The sequence below is a fragment of the Providencia sp. PROV268 genome (assembly GCF_028477805.1).
Taxonomy (GTDB): domain Bacteria; phylum Pseudomonadota; class Gammaproteobacteria; order Enterobacterales; family Enterobacteriaceae; genus Providencia; species Providencia stuartii.
Genome location: NZ_JAMPLW010000015.1, coordinates 122,885 through 148,305, shown reverse-complemented (window position 1 = coordinate 148,305; position 25,421 = coordinate 122,885). Strand labels below are relative to the sequence as shown.

Annotated in this window: 23 protein-coding genes and 1 pseudogene; 10 read left to right on the top strand and 14 right to left on the bottom strand. The window is 42.1% G+C overall.

Going from position 1 to position 25,421, the window contains the following annotated elements; translation table 11 throughout:
- Positions 1-87 precede the first annotated feature (87 nt).
- Positions 88-1,434 carry an NCS2 family permease gene (locus PR699_RS12555; protein ID WP_004924678.1) on the bottom strand — a complete coding sequence of 449 codons (1,347 nt, stop codon included), beginning with the start codon at positions 1,432-1,434 and terminating at the stop codon, positions 88-90.
- A gap of 634 nt (positions 1,435-2,068) precedes the next feature.
- On the opposite strand from PR699_RS12555, the gene PR699_RS12550 reads away from it, so the two are divergent.
- Positions 2,069-3,739 carry a glycosyltransferase family 39 protein gene (locus PR699_RS12550; RefSeq protein WP_014656865.1) on the top strand — a complete coding sequence of 557 codons (1,671 nt, stop codon included), beginning with the start codon at positions 2,069-2,071 and terminating at the stop codon, positions 3,737-3,739.
- A 51-nt stretch (positions 3,740-3,790) separates the two neighbouring features.
- Here PR699_RS12550 and PR699_RS12545 read toward each other — a convergent pair whose 3' ends face one another.
- On the bottom strand, positions 3,791-4,981 hold the full coding sequence (locus PR699_RS12545; RefSeq protein ID WP_014656866.1) for an MFS transporter: 1,191 nt from the start codon (positions 4,979-4,981) through the stop codon (positions 3,791-3,793).
- 168 nt (positions 4,982-5,149) lie between these two features.
- Complete coding sequence (locus PR699_RS12540) at positions 5,150-5,902, bottom strand: sulfite exporter TauE/SafE family protein (RefSeq protein WP_014656867.1); 753 nt, start codon at positions 5,900-5,902, stop codon at positions 5,150-5,152.
- A 224-nt stretch (positions 5,903-6,126) separates the two neighbouring features.
- Between PR699_RS12540 and PR699_RS12535 the strand changes: the two genes are divergently transcribed.
- A complete protein-coding gene (locus PR699_RS12535; RefSeq protein ID WP_004924471.1) occupies positions 6,127-6,684 on the top strand; it encodes a helix-turn-helix transcriptional regulator in 558 nt (185 codons plus the stop codon).
- Here the strand turns inward: PR699_RS12535 and PR699_RS12530 are convergent.
- From PR699_RS12530 to ivbL, 4 genes are all read right to left on the bottom strand, one after another.
- Entirely contained in the window at positions 6,681-7,343 is a 663-nt protein-coding gene (locus PR699_RS12530; RefSeq protein WP_014656868.1) for a hypothetical protein, read from the bottom strand. The genes PR699_RS12535 and PR699_RS12530 overlap by 4 nt on opposite strands.
- 191 nt (positions 7,344-7,534) lie before the next feature.
- Complete coding sequence (ilvN, locus tag PR699_RS12525) at positions 7,535-7,819, bottom strand: acetolactate synthase small subunit (RefSeq protein WP_004924476.1); 285 nt, start codon at positions 7,817-7,819, stop codon at positions 7,535-7,537.
- A gap of 2 nt (positions 7,820-7,821) precedes the next feature.
- On the bottom strand, positions 7,822-9,519 hold the full coding sequence (gene ilvB / locus PR699_RS12520; protein WP_014656869.1) for an acetolactate synthase large subunit: 1,698 nt from the start codon (positions 9,517-9,519) through the stop codon (positions 7,822-7,824).
- Between the two features lie 104 nt (positions 9,520-9,623).
- Positions 9,624-9,719, bottom strand: coding sequence for an ilvB operon leader peptide IvbL (ivbL, locus tag PR699_RS12515; RefSeq protein ID WP_101495238.1), 96 nt, complete (start codon positions 9,717-9,719; stop codon positions 9,624-9,626).
- 379 nt (positions 9,720-10,098) lie between these two features.
- Here ivbL and PR699_RS12510 point away from each other — a divergent pair, with 379 nt between their 5' ends.
- Together PR699_RS12510 and aarP are read left to right on the top strand one after the other, a co-directional pair.
- Positions 10,099-11,265, top strand: coding sequence for an MFS transporter (locus PR699_RS12510; RefSeq protein WP_141173192.1), 1,167 nt, complete (start codon positions 10,099-10,101; stop codon positions 11,263-11,265).
- Between the two features lie 156 nt (positions 11,266-11,421).
- On the top strand, positions 11,422-11,829 hold the full coding sequence (aarP, locus tag PR699_RS12505; RefSeq protein ID WP_004924490.1) for an HTH-type transcriptional activator AarP: 408 nt from the start codon (positions 11,422-11,424) through the stop codon (positions 11,827-11,829).
- Between the two features lie 490 nt (positions 11,830-12,319).
- Here the strand turns inward: aarP and PR699_RS12500 are convergent, their stop codons facing one another.
- From PR699_RS12500 to PR699_RS12490, 3 genes are all read right to left on the bottom strand, one after another.
- Positions 12,320-13,669: a DNA-processing protein DprA gene (locus PR699_RS12500; RefSeq protein WP_014656872.1), complete on the bottom strand. Its 1,350-nt coding sequence runs from the start codon at positions 13,667-13,669 to the stop codon at positions 12,320-12,322.
- Positions 13,666-15,765, bottom strand: a complete 2,100-nt coding sequence (locus PR699_RS12495) for a RecQ family ATP-dependent DNA helicase (protein ID WP_004924500.1) — start codon at positions 15,763-15,765, stop codon at positions 13,666-13,668. The genes PR699_RS12500 and PR699_RS12495 overlap by 4 nt, the downstream gene beginning before the upstream one ends.
- A 649-nt stretch (positions 15,766-16,414) precedes the next feature.
- Positions 16,415-16,930, bottom strand: coding sequence for a single-stranded DNA-binding protein (locus tag PR699_RS12490; RefSeq protein WP_004924506.1), 516 nt, complete (start codon positions 16,928-16,930; stop codon positions 16,415-16,417).
- 389 nt (positions 16,931-17,319) lie between these two features.
- Here PR699_RS12490 and uvrA point away from each other — a divergent pair, with 389 nt between their 5' ends.
- The 5 genes from uvrA to PR699_RS12470 all read left to right on the top strand — a co-directional run bounded on the left by uvrA (position 17,320) and on the right by PR699_RS12470 (position 21,691).
- Positions 17,320-20,154 (top strand): excinuclease ABC subunit UvrA, encoded by a 2,835-nt coding sequence (uvrA, locus tag PR699_RS12485; RefSeq protein ID WP_014656873.1) that lies wholly within the window; start codon positions 17,320-17,322, stop codon positions 20,152-20,154.
- 249 nt (positions 20,155-20,403) lie between these two features.
- Positions 20,404-20,514, top strand: a complete 111-nt coding sequence (locus PR699_RS19705) for a transposase domain-containing protein (protein ID WP_368913000.1) — start codon at positions 20,404-20,406, stop codon at positions 20,512-20,514.
- Between the two features lie 212 nt (positions 20,515-20,726).
- Positions 20,727-21,065 (top strand): hypothetical protein, encoded by a 339-nt coding sequence (locus PR699_RS12480; RefSeq protein WP_004924517.1) that lies wholly within the window; start codon positions 20,727-20,729, stop codon positions 21,063-21,065.
- Between the two features lie 78 nt (positions 21,066-21,143).
- Complete coding sequence (locus PR699_RS12475) at positions 21,144-21,407, top strand: type II toxin-antitoxin system ParD family antitoxin (RefSeq protein WP_004924521.1); 264 nt, start codon at positions 21,144-21,146, stop codon at positions 21,405-21,407.
- On the top strand, positions 21,404-21,691 hold the full coding sequence (locus PR699_RS12470) for a type II toxin-antitoxin system RelE/ParE family toxin (RefSeq protein ID WP_014656874.1): 288 nt from the start codon (positions 21,404-21,406) through the stop codon (positions 21,689-21,691). Before PR699_RS12475 ends, PR699_RS12470 begins: the two co-directional genes overlap by 4 nt.
- Positions 21,692-21,873: 182 nt before the next feature.
- Here PR699_RS12470 and PR699_RS12465 read toward each other — a convergent pair whose 3' ends face one another.
- On the bottom strand, positions 21,874-22,155 hold the full coding sequence (locus PR699_RS12465) for a hypothetical protein (protein ID WP_179078408.1): 282 nt from the start codon (positions 22,153-22,155) through the stop codon (positions 21,874-21,876).
- Between the two features lie 169 nt (positions 22,156-22,324).
- A complete protein-coding gene (locus PR699_RS12460) occupies positions 22,325-22,486 on the bottom strand; it encodes a hypothetical protein (RefSeq protein ID WP_162470585.1) in 162 nt (53 codons plus the stop codon).
- On the opposite strand from PR699_RS12460, the pseudogene PR699_RS12455 reads away from it, so the two are divergent.
- Positions 22,473-23,008: pseudogene (locus PR699_RS12455) on the top strand (transposase); the annotation flags it as partial. The gene PR699_RS12460 and the pseudogene PR699_RS12455 overlap by 14 nt on opposite strands.
- Before the next feature lie 58 nt (positions 23,009-23,066).
- On the opposite strand, the gene PR699_RS12450 reads toward PR699_RS12455, so the two are convergent.
- Positions 23,067-24,263: an amino acid aminotransferase gene (locus tag PR699_RS12450; protein WP_014656877.1), complete on the bottom strand. Its 1,197-nt coding sequence runs from the start codon at positions 24,261-24,263 to the stop codon at positions 23,067-23,069.
- Positions 24,264-24,332: 69 nt separating this feature from the next.
- Complete coding sequence (gene alr, locus PR699_RS12445; RefSeq protein ID WP_014656878.1) at positions 24,333-25,415, bottom strand: alanine racemase; 1,083 nt, start codon at positions 25,413-25,415, stop codon at positions 24,333-24,335.
- Between the last annotated feature and the right edge of the window lie 6 nt (positions 25,416-25,421).

Genomic DNA, 25,421 nt, shown 5'->3' with positions numbered 1-25,421 from the left:
GGCGGGAAAATAATTCAAACTTTAAGATTAATCGCGATAATACATTAGGGGGCAGCCGATGCGCCAGCCCCCACAGAACAACGAATCTTAAATCGCTAAATCAGCAGCATAAAATGCCACTAATAGAACAGCAATAACCACGGTTCCAATATTCAGCTTACGCCACTCACCTGCAAAGATACGTCCAATCACCAATGCGGCGAAACCTAACATAATGCCAGTAACAATGTTACAGGTCAGAACAATAAACACAGCACATAATAAACCGGACATCGAATCGACAAAGTCATCAAAGTTCAGTTTAGAAACATTACTCAACATCAACAGACCGACATACATCAAAGCTGGCGCCGTCGCATACGCAGGTACTAAATAAGACAGAGGTGATAAAAATAGAATCAATAAGAACAACAGGCCAACGACCACCGCAGTAAGCCCCGTACGACCACCAGCAGCAGTACCAGCAGCAGATTCGATATAAACCGCAGCAGGAGAAGCCCCAATCGCTCCAGCAAAGATACTGCTTACCGAGTCCGCAGTTAATGCTTTACCACCATTAATAATTTGCCCATCTTTATCCAGCAAGTTAGCTTGACCAGCAACCGCACGGATGGTTCCTGTCGCATCAAAGACTGCGGTCATGACCAATGCTAATAAGCTTGGCAACACGATAGGTTGCAAGGCCCCCATAATGTCCATGCTCATGATCAGTGATAAACCATCTTCACCTAATGAAGGAAGTTTAAAGAAACCTTGGTACTTAACGGCAGGGTCAAAAATTAACCCTATGATTGAAATAGCAATAATCACCAACAGAACACCACCGGGCACGCGACGCTTCTCTAAGCCAAAAATAACCGCTAAACCCGCTAATGCCATTAATACAGGGAAAGAGGTAAAATCGCCAAGTGCAACAGGTAGCCCTTCATTTGGGTTTTTAACGACCAGCCCGACACCATTTGCGGCTATCAGTAATAAAAATAACCCAATACCAATCCCAGTACCGTGCGCAATCCCCATAGGCATATTACGCAGGATCCAGCTACGAATTCCTGTCACCGAAATAATAGTAAACAGGCACCCCATAAGAAACACGGCCCCTAAAGCAACAGGGATACTGATTTTCTGGCCTAACACCAAGCTAAAAGCCGTAAATGCGGTAAGTGAAATCGCACAACCAATCGCCATTGGCAGGTTAGCCCACAGCCCCATCAATAGTGAGCCAAAACCCGCCACTAAGCAGGTCGCAATAAAGACAGCTGTAGGAGGGAACCCTGCCTGCCCTAACATTCCCGGAACGACAATGACGGAATACACCATCGCCAAAAATGTCGTTAACCCTGCAATAATTTCACGGCGAACCGAAGAGCCGCGCGCAGAAATTTTAAAATATTTATCCAATTTGCAATTGGTTGAAGCCTGTTGGCCAGACATGGAAATACCCCTGCTAAATATGACAAAAAGCGCCTAATCTCACTGACGAAAACGATTACGTTTTTAGAAAAAACTGATTGAGCGAGTGATTTACTCACTCCCCACTCTCACGCAATCGTTTGGCTTTAACAATAGAGATGGCAGACTATGAAGCGGGCAATTATCAATCGAAATCGACGTATTGATCAAGTGTTTTCAAGTTACATGGGGCAATCGCACACAACAAAGCAAACTTAACATAAATTTTTAGATTTTATCCCTAGCACAGTGAGGAGGTTTTACCGAATTTGGCATCCTTACTATCCGACTTATTAACCCTCTCTATTGTGAATGGATTTTCTTTTCGTTTAGCTACAGTTAATAAATATTTTGTTAGAGTTAAGTGTTGCTTCGCTAAATAATAGTGAGAGGTATTAGCGAGAGGATGACAAATAACTTATTTTTTAAATCGCATTTATTACATAGAATATAATGCTGCAAAAATATAATCTGACAACGAGAATTTAAATAAAAATCAACTTTAATTTCATCATGTTAACAATTTTTATGTGTAAACATTAATTATATTTGATCTCGTTAAAATTAAATATCACATAAAATTATTAATTACTGACATATATTCACTGCAAGAACAATGCAAAAAAAATTAACACCTAATCAAAAGTCATTAATTTTATTTATTGGCTTTCTCGCCATCTATCTTTTACCTGGTATTTACGGGCACACTCCGTGGAAGCAAGATGAAAACTATAGCTTTGGTATTATCCAAACTATGTTCGAAACAGGTAATTGGCTCGTACCAACGAATGCTGGCGAACCGTTTATGGAGAAGCCACCACTGTACTATTGGGTCGCCACCATCAGTGCCCATTTGCTATCTGGCTTTATGCCGCTTTATGATGCGGCGCGCAGTGCGACATTGTTATTTTCAGTGATTAACTTTTCATTTTTTATTCTACTTGCTCGCCGTGCCTTCAATACAGACCATATTAGTGATAAACGTATTTGGATTGCATTCGCACTCTACCTTTGCGCCCCCGGCATTTTAAGGCATAGCCATGATATGTTTACGGATGTTGCACTCATTACAGGTGCTACTATCGGTTTGTACGGCATTCTTGGACTAATACGCCAAGAAAAGGTTGCGATGTCCGCATTATGGCTAATGTTTGGCACAGTGATCACCATGCTATCAAAAGGGGTGTTTATTCCGGGTGTGTTATGGTTAAGCTTACTGCTAGCCCCGATCTTTCTACCACACTGCCGCCAAAAGCTTTTTTGGCTACCTGCAATCATCGCCGGTCTCGCTGCTCTTATCTTGATTTTACCTTGGCCTATTTTACTCTATCGCCAACATCCCGATCTGTTTATGACTTGGTTTTGGGAAAATAATATCGGTCGTTTTCTAGGCTTCTCTGTTGAAAAATTAGGTGCCAAAGCGAACTTAACACGTGTTCCAGCATCCGTGCTGCTATTTGCACTGCCAGCAGGCATACTGGCTACCCTCTATTTTATTAGAAATCCGTTAAAACGATTACGTAGCCGTAACGAGTACTTAGTCACCATTTTCCCGCTACTTGGGATTGTATTTTTACAAATTTCAGCAACAGGTAGAGCGCTCTATTTGCTCCCTTTCATCGCCCCACTTGCAATCTTAGGGACCCAAACCGTGCTTGCGCTTCCTGAAAAAGTGCTACGCGGTTTCTCATGCTTTGCGGCTACGCTATGGTCACTACTTATTATTTTCCTGTGGGTTTGCTATTTTATCGCCCTTTCGGGTCAGACGCAGGTGTGGCTTACACCTTTTAGTAAATGGCTACCGATGAGTTACCAAATGCCATTTTCGATAGTTGCTTTGCTAGTCGCGACAATCCTCACCGCCATCTGGTTTTTACGCGGAGTGTTATTGAGCCGACAGATTACCTTACGTGCCATGCAAAACTGGACGCTAGGCATGTGTATCGTATGGGGGATCACATTCAGCTTATTTTTGGGCTGGATAGACTATACCAAAGGGTTTAAAGATGTCTTTGTCGATTTAGAACAACATCTAAAAGGCCATTATCATGCTAATGACTGTATGGCATCTGATAATATCGGTGAATCCGAAGCCCCTATGCTGTACTACTACACAAAGATCTTACATCAACGGCAAGATCGCTTTGAAAAACCAGAGCAGTGCCGCTGGTTAATTGTGTTATCAAAACAGATCAAGCCAGCTCCCGCAGGTATGACGCTATTTTGGAGCAACCACCGCCCCGATGAATTCACCGAAAACTTAGTTGTTTATAAAAGCATTGAGTAGAGAAATGAAAAATCTGTGCCAGTTTATCACCACTGGCACACTATTTTTTAGTTAAGCTTGTTGCGTGCTTTGGGCGCTATATTTTTCACGCGTAAACCACAAAAACTCTGTAGCAATAAAAATGAGTAATACGGGTAACCCCGCCAACGAAAGAGATGTCGCGACGCCAGCTAATAACGGCCCGGACAAATTACCAATTCCCCATAACATAGCCGCAGCGGCATTCGCAATAATTAGGTCATTGCCTTTAAAATATTGACCAATTTGCACAAGCGCAATGGTGTAAATAGCACCGGCTGTTGCCCCCAAAACAAATAACAAGACCCAAATTAAATAATGGTGAGTTATCAAGAAAGGTAATAAACAACTCGCTCCTAATGTGACAACGCCGCAAATCCGATACAGTTTTTCACGGTTCATATGGTCCGCTAACCATCCAAATGGCATTTGCATCACCGCATCCCCCGCTAAAATTGCACTGATCATCATCGCGGCAATCGCCTCAGTATGCCCCATTCCCATACCATAAATAGGGAACATCGATAAAATCGTGCCATCAAAAAAAGCGAAAAATAGAATACCAGCACAAATGCCCGGAGCGACTTTAACAAACTGAATAATTGAAAAACGTGATTCACTGGCTGTCGCGGAAATACGGTCACCCACCTTTTGTTCCATAATTAAAAAGAGTGCTATAGATATCAGGTGAAGTAAGGTGCAAATCAATAATGGAGATTTATCTTCTACGCCATAGTAAGCAATAAAAGAGGGGCCGAGTAGTTGGCTCACGGTAAAAACGGTGGTGTAGATGGCGAGGATACGGCCTCGCTTGCTTTCAGGGCTAAGTTCATTAATCCATGTTTCCCCTAAACAAATCAGTACACCGCTGGCTAACCCTGTAATCAAACGTAATGGAAAGAGCAGCCACAATGGTAACGAACTCAGTAACGGTAGCAAACTTATTGCAGAAATAATGGTTGCGATAAGCATTGCTTGTCGTTTCCCACACCAACGAACAATCCGTTGCACCATAGGGGCAATTAAAAACATCCCTAAAGCAGGTGCAGCTGAAATAATGCCAATATAGAGTTCGCTAACACCATAGTTATTTAATCGCAAAGCGACCATTGGGATACTTAAACCAATAACGATACCAATGACAGCAATACTGGTTGTAATGGTAAAAATAGCGAACGAAGGGGTACGACGAAAATGCTGTAAACGCTGATTATCAGAGCTCATTTTGATATTAATCTGCTTTCATTAATGAAAGCTTCCATTTTAAATTCTATTTATTAACGTTAAACACAATATAAAAACCCTTCATCATCTGGAATTACCGGAGATGACGAAAGGTAATTGTATCATGCTTTATATTTTATACTGATAAATCTTTAACAGTGACGTGAGTTACAAAATAAAAAAATAACGATATAGCAAGGCAATACCTGAAATTAAAATAATAATATTGATAATTTTCAGGAAAGATTCTCGCGATATTTTCAAGGTAATATGGCGCCCAGCCCAAATACCAATCAACATTGCGGGTGAGAACGCTAATGCCATCAGCAGAATATCGACATTCACATAGACACCCATCACTAAAAAGATTGTGACACGCGTTAACGTGCTAAAGCCTATTAATGTCATTTGGGTGATGCGAAAGCGCTGTTTATCGGCTATGCGGCTTGATAAGTACATAGCATAAATAAAGCCACCGCTACCAAATAACGCACTAAAAATACCGCCGATCAAGCTGAAAGGAACAACTAATATCTTAGAAAAATGCGATTGGCCTTTCTTTGAAAAAAAGGCGTTCATGACATAAAAAATCACAAATATACCAAGTAATAAAATCAGAATATCTGGGCGTGTTTTTAGTAAGATAGCCGCACCAATTAAACTCCCCACAACCATGAGTGGAATAATCCATTTTATTTCTTGATAATCCGCGTTTTTACCATCTTTTACTAGATTGATCAGCGCCGCCGTTAAATCAATCAGTGCTAATATAGGCACGATCATATTTAAAGGAAGATACATTGCTAATACAGGCGTGGCTATCAAAGCGGATCCAAACCCAGCCATCCCAAAAACTAAATAAGCGCACAGTAGTGTAAAAAAACAGATCGCCATTTCTAGCGAGAAAAAATCAAACGGCATAATTAGCCCTTACAGGGAGTATTTTTGTTCACTATAATTTTTTCTGAATAAATAAAAAAGCCCTGTTTTTATTACCTAAGTGAACGGATTGATTATTAAATCAGGTTGCCATCTTCATTTTCTTCCATTGTCGAAATATTATGCCTTTATCAGTACGTTTCTGACATAACGTTGTTATGATGGTAGAATTAGCAGCATAATTTAACTTTCAAGGAAGACACAGGGTGGATAAAAAAATCAACATTAAAATTGGTCAAAAAGTACGCTTACTCCGGCAAGCAAGGAACCTCTCCTTGAATGAACTAGCACGTTTATCAGGGATCTCAAAAGCGGCTCTTTCTAAACTGGAGTCTGGCGATTCAAACCCAAGAGTTGATACCTTAGAAGCCATCGCCATCGCATTACGCTTCCCATTGAGTGATCTATTTACATTACAGCATGAAGCCTACCCCTACTTTGTGAAGTCAGCTCCTCAGCAAGGGGATTATTCACAACAATTTAAATTTCGTATCAATATGGGCAATATTTCTGAAATATGGCAGTTGAATATGAAACGAGGCGCCATTATTAATAGCCCCGCACATATGAGCGGAACTCATGAACATATCATGCTGCATACTGGTTCATTGATGTTACGCTTAAAAGATGAACAAACCGTGTTATTAGAAGAAGGGGATTTTTATGCCTTTAGTTGTGATTTTCCCCACTCCTATCTCTGCATGGAGGGGGAATTAAATGCAACAGTCGTGATGACGTACTCGCATCTTAGTGACAGTATCTAAACTTCGACATGCTTCGCATCATAACTGATCCGCAAGATCCCTTTTTTATATTTCATCGACTTAATCACAAACTGGCAAATTTTACCGAGTGAATCAACATGAGTGCCGCCACAAGGCACCTCATCACCTTCAGAAACGCGACAAAGGCGTAACTCTCCTCGTTGTTCAACAGATACAGGATAGTCACCGTGCAAGCGTTGATTGACTAAAGCTTCTATTTCCCTTTCATCTAGTTGTTCAATGGGGGTGGGGTTATCACTAATTGCACTAAACTCTACTCGTGACTCATTCGGAAAATGGTGCCCTTTTTGCCCCTTCCATCCAAAACAAGCCATTTCCCAACTTAATAAGTGCCCCGTCGTATGCAAAGCCGCATGATATTGGCGCTGTGCCTTATCAATTTTCGCACTGACAGCATCACCAACATTCAAATTCTGATCCGGCGCTAAATAAGCAATTATCCAGCCATTTGGGTGTTTCTTAATACGAACAGGCTGATCATTGATCCACCCGGCATCGGCTGGTTGACCTCCGCCTTGTGGATGAAAAATATTATCCCTTAGCGCAACCCATTGCCCCTCATCATCTTGGCCTTTTTCAAGTACAGTTGTTTGAATTTCATAGCGATAAGTATCAGTCAGATAAATATTATTCTGCATAAAATGCCCCACTTATTTGTTGATGCTTTACAGCGTAATGCTGAGTTTGTTATACCACCATTGTTCACTTTAAGAAACAATAGAACATTAAAACAAACAAATGTGCTTAAATTGTGCGTTCAAACCAAATAAAAAATTCAACCTACAGGATAAATGTAGGTTGAATATAGAGAGCCAGTGGCGATGCAATGTTATTGCAAATAGTTTTGCATTGTCTCAAATAGTCTTAGGTCATCACTAAAACGGACTTCCCTAACATCTTCTAGTTTTTCAACTTGATTCACCATTTGTGACAAGCGCTCATCTTTTTGTACTAATAGCCAAATTCGGCTTTCATCTTTATCTTTTATTGGCATACATAAAATGCCGTCCACATTAAAAGCACGACGCGCAAACAGGCCACAAATATGCGACATAACACCAGGATGGTTGCGGACAATAAGTTCTAATGCAATTGGGTGATGTTCAAAAACCATAATTACGCTCCGATCATATCAATATTTGCTGCACCCGGTGGAACCATTGGATAAACCTTTTGATTCACATCGATCAGGGCATGAATTAAGCAAGGACCTTTCGTGTTCATAATCGCTTCTAATGCCATTTCAGGATCCGCTTCCGTATTTAAATCACAGGTTTTCAAACCAAACCCCGCCGCAATTTTAATAAAATCTGTTTGATATGGATAAGCTGCGGCATATATGCGGTTATCAAAAAACAGCTCTTGTTGCTGATACACCATCCCCAATGCTTGGTTATTCATCAGAACAATTTTGATATTTAATTGGTGCTCAACTGCGGTGGCAAGCTCTTGAATATTCATCATCAAGCTGCCGTCACCAGAGAAACATACGATGGTTTGCTCTGGGTTCGCCAATGCCGCACCAATCGCGGCAGGAAGGCCAAAGCCCATCGTGCCTAAACCGCCAGATGTTAACCACTGGCGAGGACGTGATAGCGGATAAACCTGTGCCGCCCACATTTGATGCTGCCCAACGTCAGTGGTCACTATCGCTTCTTCGCCCGCGGCTCTTGCAGCAGCAAGCACTAAGCCGTAATGGCTTAATGGATTATCGGCTTCGCTTAAATTTAATGGGTAGTCCTGCTTTAATTGATTAACTCTTGTCATCCACTCTTCACGTTGATTTTTTTCAACTAACGGCAGTAATAACTCGAGAATTTGCCCTGCATCTGCATTGATAGCAATATCAGGTCGTTTAATTTTACTGATCTCTGCTTTATCAATATCTACATGAATAATTTTGGCATTAGGACAGAATTTTTCTGCACGACCTATCGCTCGGTCATCAAAGCGAGCACCGATAACAATTAGCAAATCAGCTTCTTCCATCACCATATTCGTGCTACGCGCCGCATGCATTCCCAACATTCCCAAGTAGAGCGGGTGGCGCATAGGAATAGTCCCTAATGCCATCAGTGTCATCGTCGTTGGTAATGTCGCTTTCTCTGCAAACGCAATCGCCGTTTCTGTGGAGCCTGAACTAATCACGCCGCCCCCAAAATAAAGTACAGGACGTTTCGACTGATTAATCATTTCCGCCGCTTGGATCACTTTTTCCATCTCAAAGTTCGGCGCCTTATCTTTTGGCTGAATATCTGGCAATGCGTCTAATTCGATCGTTGCCGTCTGCACATCTTTAGGAATATCAATCCATACTGGGCCGGGACGACCGGACTCTGCGATTCGGAAGGCGTCACAAATTACTTGCGGTAATTCATTGATGTTACGAACTAAATAGTTGTGTTTTGTGACAGGAATAGAAATCCCATAAGTATCAACTTCCTGAAAAGCATCGGTGCCAATCATTGAAGAAGGAACTTGGCCTGTAATACAAACCAGTGGAATAGAGTCAAGCTTAGCGTCCGCAATGGCCGTGACTAAATTCGTTGCTCCTGGGCCACTCGATGAAATACACACTGCCGCTTTTCCGGTTGTACGCGCAATACCTTGTGCAATAAAGCCAGCACCTTGTTCATGACGCGCCAAAATATGGCGGATTTGCTTGCTTTTACCTAAAGCATCATAAAAAGGGAGGGCTGCACCGCCAGGGATCCCTGAAACAATGGTAATGCCATGTTTTTCTAACAAATGGACTATCAGTTCTGCACCTGTGTAGCAGGTTTTATCTGATGATGTTGTACCCGATTCGCTCATAATCTTATCCTTCACACTAGCCGGTGAGATTCGAGCGGCGATTCATAAAAAAACCCCGCTCGGTTTGCGCCGGCGGGGTTTTTAATCTGCGTTGATTGTTCCCGTTACGGCGCTAAGCCCACGACCACCACCACACGCACGACCACCGCGGCACGTGGCGCGGTTAGTAGTAGGTTTGAATGATGAAGAGTCATGTTCACGGGTTATTCCTGTCTGTCGATATTAATTTGGTTTAAATTATTAATCATTATTTTGTGTAAGTGCATTTAAGAAAACACATCTTGTTCACAATGACAATCATTTTTTCCATTTTTATTCATCTCACATTTAAAACGCGATCAATATCACACTACTAACTTACCAGAGCATTTAACTGGCAATTAGTTATTTTTTGGTTTTATCCACTCGTTAAACCGAGATAACAACCAGGCTCTTAAATTGACTGATATTCCCTCTTGACTTCAAGTTGACTTGAAGTTGTAAGCTGCACATTTCCTGTATTTCACAACAATAAACTGGCAAAGCAAACTCAGCTTAACTGATTATTTCTATTAGTTTATTTGATTTTTAGAGGGTATTATGCCTAAAAATGTTTGGTGGTTAGCTATCGCATTAGCACTGTTTACAACGGGGAATGCTATTGTACTTTCAGTGGCAGTCGTGATCGGCGAGAAACTTTCCGTAGATCCGACTTACTCTACGGTTCCACTCCTGAGCCAATATATTGGTTTAATTATGGCAACCATTCCTATTGCATATTTAATGCAGAAATACTCAAGAAAACTCGGCTTTATACTGGGGAGTTTTTCTGGGATGATCGGAGCCATTCTATCCATTGTTGGTATTATTTATTACAACTTAACCTATTTCTCAATTGGCCTATTCTTTACAGGAATTGCCATTGGTACAGCACAACAATTTCGTTTTGCAGCGCTCGAAGAAGCTCCTAAAGCTTTACATGCTAAAGCGGTTGGGTTAGTGATGAGTGGAGGAATTGCAGCCGCCTTAATCGGCCCAACGTTGGCCGTTATGACACAGCGCTTTTTCACTGAATACCCTTTTGCTGGCCCCTTTAGTGCATTAACGCTCATCTATGTTATCGCTTTTATTTTATTATTAAGAGTGCCTTTGAAAAAAGTCGAACAACAAAGGCAAAACCATATCAAAGCGAAACGTAGTTATAAACAACTGTATTCACAACCGATATTAAAATTAATTACTATCGTAAGTGCGGTTGGCTATGCGTTAGTGGTATTGACTTTCGCTTCCATTCCACTCTCTATGAAACAACACAATTTCCCCTTCTCTTTAATAGCTCTTGTATTCCAGTGCCATGTACTCGGTATGTTCGCACCCTCTTTTTTTACAGGGCACCTTATTCATCGTATTGGAACAAAAAAGATCATCGTTATCGGTATTTTGTTGCTGTTTCTCTCTGCCACAATAAACCTGCTGGGAAGCCAATTTTATCACTATCTACTATCAGGCATATTCGTTGGTGTCGCGTGGAATTTTATTTTAATCAGTACCACCCAACTATTGCCTCTCGGCTATGAAGATCACGAAAGAGCAAAAGTGCAAGGTATGACAGATTTTCTTATTTATTCTTTTGGTGCTTTAGGTAGCCTTGCAGCCGGTGTGTTATTTTTCTCGCTCGGTTGGCAATTGATGAATGTCCTGTCAATGGTCATTTCAATTTTCATTCTTGTTTTTTGTATTGCTTTAAAAAAACATATTACGCAATGAATTAAACAATAAGATAGGTATTTAATTTTATATATACAGGTGTAATCGTCGTCTGCCATAGTGGAATACACTGTATTATAACCTGTTTAAGTTTTATTTATTCAAAAGCTATCCGATGAGTAATATGCTTATAATCTAACAAATAGGAAATGTATTATGTATAATAAATTACCCATTTCATATAGCAGAAAACATACTCAATTTCAGTCCTCTATTATCTCTGAAATCCTAGTTTGGATAGAAGGAAACCTTACTAATCGATTATCATTAGATGATATTGCACAACATTCTGGATATACCAAATGGCACTTGCAACGGGTATTTCGTAAAATTGTCGGTATGCCTTTAGGGGAATATATACGCCGTCGACGGATCTGTGAAGCGGCGAAAGAGCTACAAACCACAAACCTTCAAGTAATTGATATTGCATTGAAATACCAATTTGACTCCCAACAATCCTTTGCCAAAAGGTTTAAAGCTTATTTAGGTATTTCACCTTCTTTATATCGTCTTTCCGACACTGGTTATAATGACCTCTTGTTACTAGAGCCTAAGGTCGCTTAACCATTGAATATGAAAAGACATCGAAATTTGACGCATTACTGTATTACTGACGAATATACTCCTAGTAATAATACTTACTGGAGCTTTATTTTTATTTAAATCCATTTGTTATCCTTTTTCCTTTTGATTGAATATTAAGAAACCCTTAATGTTCATCCTCGATAAATATTTTATAATTGATATAAAAAGACAAATTTTCATTATTAGGTTAAATAAAAAACCATACTAATTAGAAACTTTTTATATTTAGGTGTTTTTCTAGACCTATTGCATACGGTGATAATATTAGTGTCATTTTCTACATTCAAATCACAATAATATGATACTCAGTATTAATTTCCTATATTGTAATAGCTTCCCCCATTGGATCATCGGCATATTAAGCGATATTGTTTATCAATGCTATAAATCCCTAAAACCCCCTTACTCTGCCATCACTCGTTCAATTGTTACCAATTAAGTAAAACATCCTTGTTCCACTGCGTGGTATTTAGCCCTGCTCTTTCTCAATTACCGCTTGATAACGGACTGGCCGTTTGAGTTTTTTTACTAAGCCATCTTTTTCTGCGCGCTTCAACCACTCATTTAATTGTGATTTGTGTAATTCTGTCTTTGCAATAAGTTCATCAAGTGAAATTGGTTCTTTAGCCAACCCTTGAAGCTCCATTGTGAATAATTGATAAAAATCCACAGGGGTTGAACGCAGCTCCTCAATCTCTATAGACTGCTTTGAAACGGCCAAACTGTCTGTTTGCTCCACACCACTTGATACATTGCTCTCTATCTCTGGCAGGTTGACTTCTAATATTGGATTAGGCTCTGCAAATAATTCTGGTTGTTCAGGAACGGTAGATGAAAAAAGATCAGGCTGTTCTTCTTTTACCTGCTCAACACTATTGACGTCATTTCTAATGAGTTCTGCAATATTAGAATGTTGCACATCATCCGTTAACCAGCGCGCGCCTTTAGCGACCAAATCAGCATTAGCAGCACTTTTGTCAATTGTCGGCTTGACCCATAGAGGCACCCACATTTTTTTTAGATTTTCTTCAGCACCACTTAACGTGCCCCCTTTTTTACCTGAATGGATCACAAGAGCGCTATCTGCTAAACAGTAAATATACTTATTGCGTGCCATCGCATTACCGGTGCTAAAACCCGCTTCTGGATAAAAAGGTGATACTAATACCGCATGCCCCTCCATTAGCCCTTTACGCCATTTACTACTCGTTGCGGCTTTTAGTAAATTATCCGCCACCACACCAATAATTACGCCACCTTGCCGCATAGCGCCTAACATTGCCGTTTCATCGACACCACGTGCTGCCCCTGAAATAATCGCGACATTATCGGATGCTGCTTTAGCACCAATTTGGTCTGTATAAGTGAGATCAGACACACTTGCATTACGTGAACCAATAACGGCTAATCCCCCCATATTCAATAACGCTTTATTCCCACAACCAAATAACACGGGGGGAGAATCTGTTTTTAACCGCTGTTTTAAACGTTTTGGGTATTCAGGATCAGAACGCGTAACCACCCACAAACCCGCCCGTTGCCATTTTTCTATGGCAAGAGCAAGGCTATGCCCACGGTTCAATAGCTCCACAATCCGTTCTGTACTAATACGAGCATCGTGCCACCCACTGAGTAGTGCCTTCGGATCAGAGACTAAAAGGTCTGCTGGTGTCGTTGATTTTTCTTTCAACCATAACGCAAACCGCCCCCACTCCGTATTAGTGAGCGGCTTGACGGCTTCACTACTCGCCTTGGAAAAATAGCTAGTTAGCAATAAAGTCGCTTGCGCTGTTGGTGACAATGAGCTAGATACATTCATGAGTCTTTTACCGAAGAAGAGGCAAGTGCAACTGGATATACCATACCACTGCCTGCCTGCTGTAATAATGCCGCGATGACTGTTAGCGTCCAGCCGGAGTCCACAATGTCATCGACCAAAAGTACGGGCTGCCCACATAATAATTCTGTAATAGCAAATGCGCCATCCAAATTCTGGCACTGGTGGAAACGATTTTGCTGACTTTTTTGTGGCTGGTTATCTTTAATTTTGCTCACAGAATTCACAAATGGCAAGCCTAGTCGCGAGGCTAAACGGCGAGCAAAACTTGGTACTAATTCTGGATGGTTTCGCGATGGTACACAACAGACCCATTGTGGTGCAGGGGTTGGTTTCCAGCGGTTTTGGATCATTTCTGCCATCGCTTCAACTAATTCATCACTAAAATACCCAGCATATTTGTTGTTTGCAACTAAACGCCCCCAACCAGCATCCCCCCAACGTGATAAAACCCGTCCTTCTTGAGCACGGAGATTTTGTGGCAGACTACCTTTAAAGCCATACTCCAAGAAAGCATTAGCGGCAACCTGTGCTTTAGGTTTAATCGCCATCTCGGCGTGCTTAAGAAAAGTTCCCGCCCGATGAACCAAAGCGGGGTCGATGGCTTGGTTGACAACTGGGCGTGCTATACAGGATGCACACTTACCGCAAGGAGTCGGGTCATGGTCGTCTAGAGCTTTGCGCAGAAAGGTCATCTTGCATCCACTGTCTTTCAAATAGGCCTGTACTTCTTGCCACTCTTGAACACGCTGTCCTGTTAAATGTTCAATACGCGCATGATCCATTTGGTAATGTACAGGCGTCCTTACCCAGCGGCTACCATTTTTAATGACGGGCGCCGGGTTTTCCACGCTCAATAATTTAAGTACCTTCTCAATCTGCCCGTAGCGCAGGTTAGTTTTCTCCTCGATATTACGTATTGATAAACCATCACCCTGTTCTAGCGCCTGTAAAACCTCATTGACTTGCATTTCAGATGGAAACGCTGAGCCCCAGAAAAATTCATGAATGTCCCGATCCTCTACACCAGACATTAATACGCCTACTGCATGGTCAATACCACGGCCAGCACGCCCTACTTGCTGATAATAAGCGACAATAGACCCCGGAGCTTGATAGTGAATGACGAAACTTAGGTCGGGTTTATCATAACCCATGCCTAACGCGGTCGTCGCCACCAACACCTTTAATTGATTATTAAATAGTAATTCCTCTAAATGTTGACGGTAAACATTACTATTTTCAAAATCATCACTTTCAACGCTGCTATGATAAGCCTTCGCATCGATACCGTTACGATTTAGCCATTCAGCAACTTGTTCAGCATCACGTACTGTTAATGTGTAAACGATGCCTGTACCCGGCAAATTGGGAATTACCTGAGCTAGCCATGCTAGACGAGAACTTTGATCGGGCAGAACCATGGTTTGCAATGCAAGGCTCTCTCGGATCAATGAACCACGCTGGATCCGGATATGACCAAGTAAGGCCTGAATATCATCGACAACACGATTATTAGCCGTCGCAGTGGTGCCTAATACTGGGGTGTTTGCAGGTAACTGACGCAAAATATTCACAATGCGACGGTAGTCAGGGCGGAAATCATGCCCCCAATCGGAAATACAATGAGTTTCATCAATCACCATCAAAGCGATACGATCTGCAATAGGCTGAAGTACTGTTTCAATAAAACTATCATTAGCTAACCGTTCAGGTGAAATCAACAAACAATCAATTTGATTATTGTGAATACGCTGCGTAACACTTTGCCAATCATCTTGGTTAGTTGAGTTCATCGTCTCAGCCACAATCCCCAAACGTTCCGCTGATTCAATTTGGTTGCGCATCAAGGCCAACAATGGCGATACAATAATCGTTGGCCCCATACCTCTATCGCGGAAAATCTTCGTACTGATAAAATAAACCGAACTCTTCCCCCAACCTGTTCGCTGTACAACGAGTAACTTCTGTCGATGATTTACTAGTGTATCAATCGCTTCCCACTGACCATCTCGAAATTCGGCAGTAGGGCTAGCTAGAGCGGTTCTTAGTAGTTGTAGGGCTTCGGCACGGTTCATTATTACTCCTTAATTTATTCGGTAAGTTCACCGTTGATAAGTTTGGGTAGCAACAAGTCGTGAAATTACATAATGTTCGCTATATTCAAACAGCCTGATAATTTAGAGCATCGATTTTCAACCTGAATATCACGTGTATTCATTCAAGCTAATAGGAAACAAAAAATATCAACTGCATTAATATTATTTATATTTAAAGGCAATAGCACGACTTCCATTATTATTTTCTCGCTTCATGAACTGCATAATAAAGCCACATTTTACCTTTTCCAGCCGGAGGTAAAAAACTGCGAACGTTCTCAAATTTCTGTTCAATTTATTGATATTAAAATGCTTCTGAAACAATAAATTCATTTGGTAAAAGCACAAACACTCTTTCCGTATTGTTAGCCATTACATATAGCTTCTTTTAGGGAATTATCTTTCAGTCTAATGGAATGATTCTGATTGGTGAAAAGAGAGGGAACGACCACTATTTACCTAAATAAAAAATAATATTTTTAGTATTTATTCAACACCCAACATTTGTCTAAAACAAAAAACCTTCTAAATGCTCTCACACTTAGAAGGCTGAAGTTTGTTTTCTGCACTTTGTAAATCAGACGGCTAAAAAAACCTCAGATCTACTTTAATTCGATTTTTATTCCAATCAGAACGGAATATCGTCATCGAAGTCCATTGGTGGTTCGCTGCTTTGTGGCGCAGGTGCTGGTGAACGCGCTGGGGCGCCGCCGCCACTGAATTGCTGAGCCGCTGGTTGCTGAGGCTGACCCCAACCGCTTTGACCACCTTGGCTTTGGCCTGATGATTCGCCACCACGACCGCCTAACATTTGCATTGAGCCACCGATGTTAACCACAACTTCAGTGGTGTAACGGTCTTGACCACTTTGGTCTTGCCATTTGCGAGTCTGCAAAGAACCTTCAATATAGACTTGAGAACCTTTTTTCAGATATTCACCAGCAACTTCAGCTAATTTGCCGAAAATCACGACACGATGCCATTCTGTTTTCTCACGCATTTCACCAGTTTGCTTATCGCGCCAGCTTTCAGAAGTTGCCAGAGTCAGGTTTGCAACAGCACCACCGTTAGGCATGTAACGGATTTCAGGATCTTGCCCTAAGTTACCGATAAGAATTACTTTATTTACGCCTCTGCTGGCCATTTAAACACTCCTGATCCATTAAATTTAATCTCTGTATTAGTCGTGAAGTTTAGCACGACCAACCCATAATGCATACGAATTGCATACTAAAATAGATGTAGCTTGCTCAAGTTGCGAGCAGCTTTGAAAATTTAAATTGTATCGTTCTTGAAGGTTCACAAACTGACAACCTGAATAATTTACTGTGCAGCTACGCGATACATTAATAATTCGACAATGCAAACACCAGCCTTGTTCAGTGCGAATGAATATAATCAACAACGCGACAACTCAAGATCACATGATTATAATCTGTTTTTTAATAAAACACTGTATATTCATTCAGTCTGAATTGTGCGATAATGATTCACTTATGATTGTTCACTATCAAATCATCCGGGAAGTGGTAAATGGATAATATCGAAGTACGCGGTGCCCGCACTCATAATCTGAAAAACATCAATCTCATCATCCCCCGAGACAAACTGATAGTTATTACGGGGTTGTCAGGTTCAGGGAAATCATCATTAGCTTTTGACACACTCTATGCAGAAGGTCAACGGCGCTATGTAGAGTCCTTATCCGCCTATGCAAGGCAATTTCTCTCACTGATGGAGAAACCCGATGTTGATCATATAGAAGGGTTATCACCCGCTATTTCGATTGAACAAAAATCCACCTCTCATAACCCAAGGTCAACGGTGGGCACAATCACCGAAATCCATGACTACTTACGTTTATTATTTGCCCGTGTAGGTGAACCACGCTGCCCAGATCACGATATTCCGCTAGCGGCTCAAACCGTGAGTCAAATGGTCGATAACGTGCTAGCACAGCCTGTTGATCGTCGCATGATGTTATTAGCCCCTGTCGTGAAAGACCGCAAAGGTGAACATGTCAAATTGTTAGATAACTTGGCCTCTCAGGGCTATATTCGTGCACGTATCGACGGTGAAGTGTGTGATCTGTCCGATCCTCCAACGTTGGAGTTACAAAAGAAGCATACCATTGAAGTTGTGGTTGACCGCTTTAAGATCCGTGATGATATCGCACAGCGCCTCGCTGAATCTTTCGAAACCGCTCTTGAGCTATCCGGCGGTACCGCGATTGTTGCCGATATGGATGATCCCGACGCAGAAGAGTTAGTGTTTTCAGCCAATTTTGCCTGCTCGGTATGCGGCTATAGCATGGTGGAATTAGAGCCTCGCTTATTCTCCTTTAATAACCCCGCCGGGGCATGTCCGAGCTGTGATGGCCTTGGTGTTCAACAATTTTTTGATCCTGAAAGGGTGATCCAAAATACCGAGATATCACTCGCAGGTGGGGCTATTCGCGGCTGGGATCGCCGGAACTTCTACTACTTCCAAATGCTGCAATCCCTTGCTGAGCATTATAAATTTGATGTTGAGGCCCCTTATGATTCTCTGAGTCCTTCCATTCAGAAAATTATTCTGTACGGCTCAGGTAAAGAGACGATTGAGTTCAAATATCGTAATGATCGCGGCGATATTACGGTTCGTCACCACCCTTTTGAAGGGGTGCTCAATAACATGGAACGCCGCTATAAAGAAACGGAATCAACGGCGGTACGGGAAGAACTCGCCAAATACATTAGCAATCGCCCTTGCGTGACATGTCACGGAACACGTTTACGTAAAGAGGCACGTTTTGTTTTTGTCGAAAATACCACGTTGCCTGAAATTGCTGACTACAGTATTGGTCATGCGATGGCGTTTTTCCAAAATCTTAAACTCAGCGGGCAACGGGCAAAAATTGCAGAAAAAGTCCTTAAAGAAATTAGTGACCGATTAAAATTTTTGGTGAATGTTGGTCTTAATTACTTAACGCTTTCTCGTTCGGCAGATACTTTATCGGGCGGTGAGGCGCAACGTATCCGTCTCGCTAGCCAAATTGGTGCAGGCCTTGTCGGGGTCATGTATGTTCTGGATGAACCGTCGATCGGTCTCCATCAACGCGATAATGATCGCTTGTTGGAAACCCTCATTCATCTACGCAATCTAGGTAATACCGTTATTGTGGTAGAGCACGATGAAGATGCTATTCGCGCCGCAGATCATATCATTGATATTGGTCCGGGGGCTGGCGTCCATGGTGGTCAAATCGTTGCACAAGGTACCTTAGAAGATATCGTCGCCAATACAGACTCTTTAACAGGCAAGTTCCTAAGTGGCGAGCGGCGCATTGATATCCCTAAAAAACGGGTTCCCGTCAATAAAGACAAGATGCTCAAACTGTTTGGCGCTAAAGGGAATAACCTGAAAAATGTGACCTTAAAACTCCCTGTTGGCCTATTTACCTGTATCACTGGGGTGTCGGGTTCAGGGAAATCCACATTGATCAACGATACCTTATTCCCTATCGCACAACGTCAATTGAATGGTGCCACCACAATTACACCAGCACCTTATCTTGATGTTGAAGGGCTTGAACACTTTGACAAAGTCATCGATATCGACCAAAGCCCTATCGGGCGAACGCCTCGCTCAAACCCGGCGACTTATACGGGGGTGTTTACACCGATTCGTGAGTTATTTGCTGGTGTACCGGAATCTCGTACTCGTGGCTACAATCCAGGTCGTTTTAGCTTTAACGTTAAAGGGGGGCGCTGTGAAGCCTGCCAAGGTGATGGTGTTATCAAAGTTGAAATGCACTTCTTACCTGACGTTTATGTGCCCTGTGATCAATGTAAAGGTAAGCGCTATAACCGCGAAACATTAGAGATAAAATATAAAGGCAAAAGTATCCACGAAGTGCTTGATATGACTATCGAAGAGGCTCGTGATTTCTTTGATGCTGTGCCAGCACTGGCTCGTAAGCTGCAAACCTTGATGGATGTGGGGTTATCCTATATCCGCTTAGGCCAATCAGCGACGACCTTATCCGGTGGTGAAGCACAACGTGTGAAACTGGCTCGTGAGCTATCGAAACGCGGTACTGGGCAAACCATCTATATCCTTGATGAGCCAACCACTGGGCTGCATTTTGCCGATATTCAGCAGCTCTTGACGGTACTACATCAATTACGTGACCAAGGCAATACGATTGTCGTCATTGAACATAACTTAGATGTGATCAAAACCGCTGATTGGATTGTTGATTTAGGTCCTGAAGGGGGAAGTGGTGGCGGTGAAATCTTGATTTCTGGTACACCTGAAGAAGTGGCTGAATGTGAAAAATCGCATACTGCTCGTTTCTTAAAACCCATCTTAGCACGGGGCTACTAACCACAAGCGTGACAGCGCCTTATTTTGAAATCGAAAAACGCGGGCAAAACCCTAATGCCGATCAGTCAGTTAAGAACTCAATAATAGGTTGAACGATCCTACAGTGCTGTAAAAATCCGTAATCATCCCAAGATTACGGATTTTTTTATGTTACTTAGTCAAGCTCTCAAGACTGTTCAGGCTTTCTCGCCAAAATAATTTACAGCCCTTTCTGAGCTCCTTTCCGCTGAACTCATTGACGAATGTCTCGTGGATACTGGGGTTGTTACAATAAGAAAACGCCGTCTTCCGATGGGAATGATGGTATGGGCTGTAATGGAAATCTCTCTTTTTCGTTCTCTTTCCATGGCTCAAGTCTAAGCCTACTTTCCGCAGTAGCTCCGGGGAAAATACCGAAATTCATCAATGAGATATTGGCTATGGTTGGAAGTTTTGTACTACCTAGTAGGCGACAAAGGCATTACCCCGAGCAGTAAAGAAAAAGCCGTAACGGTATCCGTTACGGCAATATTAATAACTCAACTGACAAGCATTACGGGCTAACCCCGGCTTTCTTTAATAAGGGGGTTCCAATGAAAGGCCAAGCAAAGAAAGGAGGGGAATTAGGCGTCAATGGCGAGTATTACAAAGGTGGTCAATTTATGCCGAGGAGTGCCAGTACCGTTAAAGGCGAGCACTGTTCAACGAGTCGTAAAACGGGAAAGAAACGACGTGTGCTGATCGAACCTGGCATTCTCGTCGAAGTTAACCATGACGAAAACGCCATTTTTGCACGTATCAGTGCATTCGTTGCTGTTGAGAACGGTTTTATGCGCCAGACCGCCAGTGCGCATACGGTCACCTATTATGGTTTGGAAACGTCCTTGCCAGATCTTATCCGCCGTTATAATGCAGGTGAACGGTATTGTTGATTGTTCGATATTGATAAAAATAAGAACGGGTTTATACTAATAGTTAATAATAGTTGGTAACTAGTAGGGATTTTAACCATGTCAACGAGTGTAGCTTTAAGCCCTTACTTTGAGGAATTTATCCAAAGTCAGATTAAGAGCGGGCGATATAATAATACAAGTGAAGTGATCCGTGCAGGACTTCGCGCTTTAGAAGAGCAGGAAAATCAATTAAAACTTGCCGCACTTCAAACGGCAATAGTTGACGGTATTAATAGCGGTGAAAGTAAAGATGCGAGCGCGGTATTTAGCCGTTTATCAAGTAAGTATGCCACATTGGCTGAGGATAACGGTAGCAAATGAAATTGGGTATATCACCGCTGGCAGTACAGGATTTAGAATCGATCGGTGACTGGATAGCAAAGGATAATCCCATTAGGGCCCTGAGTTTTATTGAAGAGCTGTATCAAAAATGTCTTCTTATTGCAGACTCTCCGACCCTCTATGCTGAACGCCCAGAAATTTTGCCAGGCTTGAGAAGCTGTGCTTATGGCCGATACCTGTTATTTTTCCGCGTACTGGAAGCTGAAGTACGCATAGAGCGCATACTCCACGGCTCCAGAGATATTCCTGCGCATTTCAGTTAACGATATACGCGGAACAGTGGCTTTTCTCGTTGTGGAAAATGGGATAATGGGGAAGACTGCAAGTGAAAAGGCCATTGCCTATCATGGGCTTACTGAGTCGTTACCGGACCGGATCAAACGGTTCAATGCGGTCGAACGATACCGATGAGGGTGCCCCCTCACCAAAGCTGTCATGACAGTTGCTATCTTATCTTTTTATGAATGAAAAATAACAATATTAGCAAAATAGGAGTGCCAAAAATAACATAAGCCATTGCAGTGTCATGATTCATTCGCAAACTCTCTACGAAAGCGCGCCAAACGGTAACTGGATCATCATTACCTATCACTGTGTAGTTGTATGTAAAGCTTGAACTAAACCCGAATTCAAAAATGCCCAAGCCTAAATAAAATAATAAAACCAACAAAATAGTCAAAAACCATCTTAAAAACGTTCTATTTATCATAAGTGCTACCCAAGACATCGCCACCCATTTCACCACCATCAAAACTTGTTGCCTCTCCGCCTATTTTCGCTGACGATTTGGCAAATTCAAAAAATAGAATCATAGTTCCTTTATCTGATGGCGTGAGATTGTCGATATTTGGATACTGTTTATGGAAATCACCTGTGACTTCAATGACATCAAGCTTCTAAAAATTATTTTTCTTGCCATCCAAATAATTCTGGAATGAAACAGGCACCGTGAACGCCTCTTCTCGTTCGATCGGATACTGCGTTCTCATTGGTGTATAACTCTCTTCAAATATCCCTGTGCCAGATTGCTTTAACCCTTTTACACCCCAAGCACGCAAAAAGTGGGCTAACTCCCCAATAACATTGAGAGCCCGATTGATAACAAAAAATATCAATGGAAAGGGTGTTCAGATATTAACATCAATGAGTGAGCCACTTCGATACCCCAAAGCCGATATTGCAGACCTTTATAGGCATCGTTGGGAAATAGAGCATGGCTTCAGGGAAATGAAGCAGCATATGTTGAATAATGAACTCACATTGAGGAGCAAAAAGCCAGCATTGGTAAATCAAGAATTATGGAGAATAGTACTCGCGTATAACTTACTGCGATTTATGATGGCACAGATGGCATACAGCCTGAAAGATACAGAACCGTATCAGATGGGATTTAAACAAACTGCGCTATACCTGAGTGCTCAATTAAGCCTACTTTCCGCAGTAGCTCTGGGGAAAATACCGAAATTCATCAATGAGATATTGGCTATGGTTGGAAGTTTTGTACTACCTAGTAGGCGACAAAGGCATTACCCCGAGCAGTAAAGAAAAAGCCGCAACGGTATCCGTTACGGCGATATTAATGACTTAACTGGCAAGCATTAGGGCAAAACCCGCGTTTTTTAATCAATAATTCACGAATTATTTGCTTACAGCAGCGAACGCTTCAACAATACGTTGAACATTATGACGGTTTACACCAGCCATACAAACACGCCCCGTACCCACTAAGTAGACAGCAAACTCATCTTTCAAACGCGCAACCTGCTCTTTCGAGAAGCCTGTGTAACTAAACATACCGCGTTGTTTTAACAGATGGTCAAAGTTTTTTTCTGGTAGTGCTTTTTTCAGTTCATCCACCAGAACAGTACGCATTTCTAAAATACGTACGCGCATCTCTTCAACTTCCTTCAACCATTGTGCTTTCTGTTCACTGTTTGTGAGAACTTGCGCCACAATTTTAGCCCCATTTGACGGTGGGCTTGAGTATAGGCGACGTACCCCTGCTTTTAATTGGCCTAATACGCGGTCACGTTCTTCTTGGCTTTCACAAATAACTGACAAACCACCAGCACGTTCACCATAGATACCAAAAATTTTAGAGAATGAATTACTCACAAACACAGGCAAGCCTGCTTTTACCATCGCACGGATAGCATAAGCATCTTCTTCAATACCTTCCGCAAATCCTTGATATGCAATATCCAAGAATGGGATCAGTTTTTGTGCCTTAGCCACTTTAGTCACTTCATCCCACTGCTCTGGCGTGAGATCTGAACCGGTTGGGTTATGGCAGCAAGGGTGCATTAAAATGATGCTATTTTCCGGCAATGTCTTAAATGTTGCCAGCATTTCAGCAAATTTTACCCCTTTACTCTTTTCATCAAAGTAAGGGTAATAGTGAACTTTAGTGCCTGCTCCAGAGAAAATTGATGCATGGTTTTCCCATGTAGGGTCACTGCACCACACCTCTGATTTAGGGAAGTAATGGTTGAGGAAATCCGCACCCAATTTTAGTGCCCCTGAACCACCGATAGTTTGTACTGTCGCGATACGTTCTTGCGCAATAAGAGGACAATCAGCACCGAAGAGTAATTTTTGGATCTCTAGGCGATAATCTTTGAGACCTTCCATCGGTAAATACAGTGACGCGCTTGCTGGTAACTTGTTTAATTCCGCTTTCGCATGACCAACAGTTTTCAGCTCAGGTGTTTTACCTTCCCCATCATAGTATAAGCCGATACTCAGGTTGATCTTGTTTTCACGAGTATCTTTATTAAATTCATCCATCAGCGATAAGATCGGATCGCCCGGGTAAGAATCAACATGTTGGTACACAGTACATCTCCATAATCAGATAAAAATAATATTTTTTTGTTTCGTCTTTTGAAAATAACCCTTTGTTTGCTATTCGTCTACATATTCCATGACAACTCTTGAGGTTAATTTAGTCAGTAACTCATAATTGATAATGCCTGTTTGTGCGGCGATTTCTTCAACTGGCAGAGATTTCCCCCATAAAATCACCTCATCACCCACTTTATCATTGGCATTTGGCCCAAGATCAACGGTGATCATATCCATTGAAACTCGTCCTACAATAGGCACTTTTCGCCCATTTACCAAAACTGGCGTACCTGAAGGCGCGCTTCGGGGATAACCATCACCATAACCTATCGCAACAACGCCCAACCGAGTGTCACGCTGGCTACACCATGTTGCACCATAACCCACACATTGCCCAGCAGCATGCTCCCTAACAGCAATCAATGTTGATTTTAGTGTCATCACACTTTGTAAACCAAAATGCTCGGCGGATGTACCTTCTTGAGGGGAGGCACCATACATGATGATCCCCGGCCTAACCCAGTCATAATGGGCATCTGGCCATAATAAGATCCCTGCCGATGCCGCAATCGATTTTTCTCCGGCCTTATTGGCAACAAACTGTTTAAAGCAGTGAATTTGATTTGCTGTTGTCGGTAATTCAGGCTCATCAGCCTGACAGAAATGGCTGATAATATTGATGGGGTGTTTGACGTTTTTACACGCTTGCAAGCGCTGATAGAATGCTTCCGCATCTTGAGGCAACACGCCTAAGCGGTGCATGCCTGTGTCGAGTTTCATCCAAACTTTAATCGGGTTCGCCAATTCGGTTGCTTCCAGCATTACAAGCTGTTCAACACAGTGGATAACCGTATCGATTTGATGTTCCACTAACAAGGGGAGATCAGAATGTTCGAAAAAACCTTCAAGTAATACAATAGGAGCCGTTATCCCTCGTTCCCTCAGTGCCAGAGCTTCTTTAAGTCGGGCGACACCAAAACCATCAACGAGATCTTCAAGGGTGGTGCTGACTTCGGTTAATCCATGGCCATAAGCATTTGCTTTAACAATGGCAATTAAACGGCTGTGTGGTGCGAGTTCTCTAACTCGTTGCAGATTATGTCGCAGAGCGCGGCGGTTAATTAAAGCGGTTGCCGCTTTCATTATGTC

Excerpts from the sequence above, each read along its gene's own strand:
- PR699_RS12555 (WP_004924678.1), bottom strand. The coding sequence starts at position 1,434 with ATGTCTGGCCAACAGGCTTCAACCAATTGCAAATTGGATAAATATTTT.
- PR699_RS12550 (WP_014656865.1), top strand. The coding sequence starts at position 2,069 with ATGCAAAAAAAATTAACACCTAATCAAAAGTCATTAATTTTATTTATT.
- PR699_RS12545 (WP_014656866.1), bottom strand. The coding sequence starts at position 4,981 with ATGAGCTCTGATAATCAGCGTTTACAGCATTTTCGTCGTACCCCTTCG.
- PR699_RS12540 (WP_014656867.1), bottom strand. The coding sequence starts at position 5,902 with ATGCCGTTTGATTTTTTCTCGCTAGAAATGGCGATCTGTTTTTTTACA.
- PR699_RS12530 (WP_014656868.1), bottom strand. The coding sequence starts at position 7,343 with ATGCAGAATAATATTTATCTGACTGATACTTATCGCTATGAAATTCAA.
- ilvN (WP_004924476.1), bottom strand. The coding sequence starts at position 7,819 with ATGGTTTTTGAACATCACCCAATTGCATTAGAACTTATTGTCCGCAAC.
- ilvB (WP_014656869.1), bottom strand. The coding sequence starts at position 9,519 with ATGAGCGAATCGGGTACAACATCATCAGATAAAACCTGCTACACAGGT.
- PR699_RS12510 (WP_141173192.1), top strand. The coding sequence starts at position 10,099 with ATGCCTAAAAATGTTTGGTGGTTAGCTATCGCATTAGCACTGTTTACA.
- aarP (WP_004924490.1), top strand. The coding sequence starts at position 11,422 with ATGTATAATAAATTACCCATTTCATATAGCAGAAAACATACTCAATTT.
- PR699_RS12500 (WP_014656872.1), bottom strand. The coding sequence starts at position 13,669 with ATGAATGTATCTAGCTCATTGTCACCAACAGCGCAAGCGACTTTATTG.
- PR699_RS12495 (WP_004924500.1), bottom strand. The coding sequence starts at position 15,765 with ATGAACCGTGCCGAAGCCCTACAACTACTAAGAACCGCTCTAGCTAGC.
- PR699_RS12490 (WP_004924506.1), bottom strand. The coding sequence starts at position 16,930 with ATGGCCAGCAGAGGCGTAAATAAAGTAATTCTTATCGGTAACTTAGGG.
- uvrA (WP_014656873.1), top strand. The coding sequence starts at position 17,320 with ATGGATAATATCGAAGTACGCGGTGCCCGCACTCATAATCTGAAAAAC.
- PR699_RS12480 (WP_004924517.1), top strand. The coding sequence starts at position 20,727 with ATGAAAGGCCAAGCAAAGAAAGGAGGGGAATTAGGCGTCAATGGCGAG.
- PR699_RS12475 (WP_004924521.1), top strand. The coding sequence starts at position 21,144 with ATGTCAACGAGTGTAGCTTTAAGCCCTTACTTTGAGGAATTTATCCAA.
- PR699_RS12470 (WP_014656874.1), top strand. The coding sequence starts at position 21,404 with ATGAAATTGGGTATATCACCGCTGGCAGTACAGGATTTAGAATCGATC.
- PR699_RS12465 (WP_179078408.1), bottom strand. The coding sequence starts at position 22,155 with ATGTCTTGGGTAGCACTTATGATAAATAGAACGTTTTTAAGATGGTTT.
- alr (WP_014656878.1), bottom strand. The coding sequence starts at position 25,415 with ATGAAAGCGGCAACCGCTTTAATTAACCGCCGCGCTCTGCGACATAAT.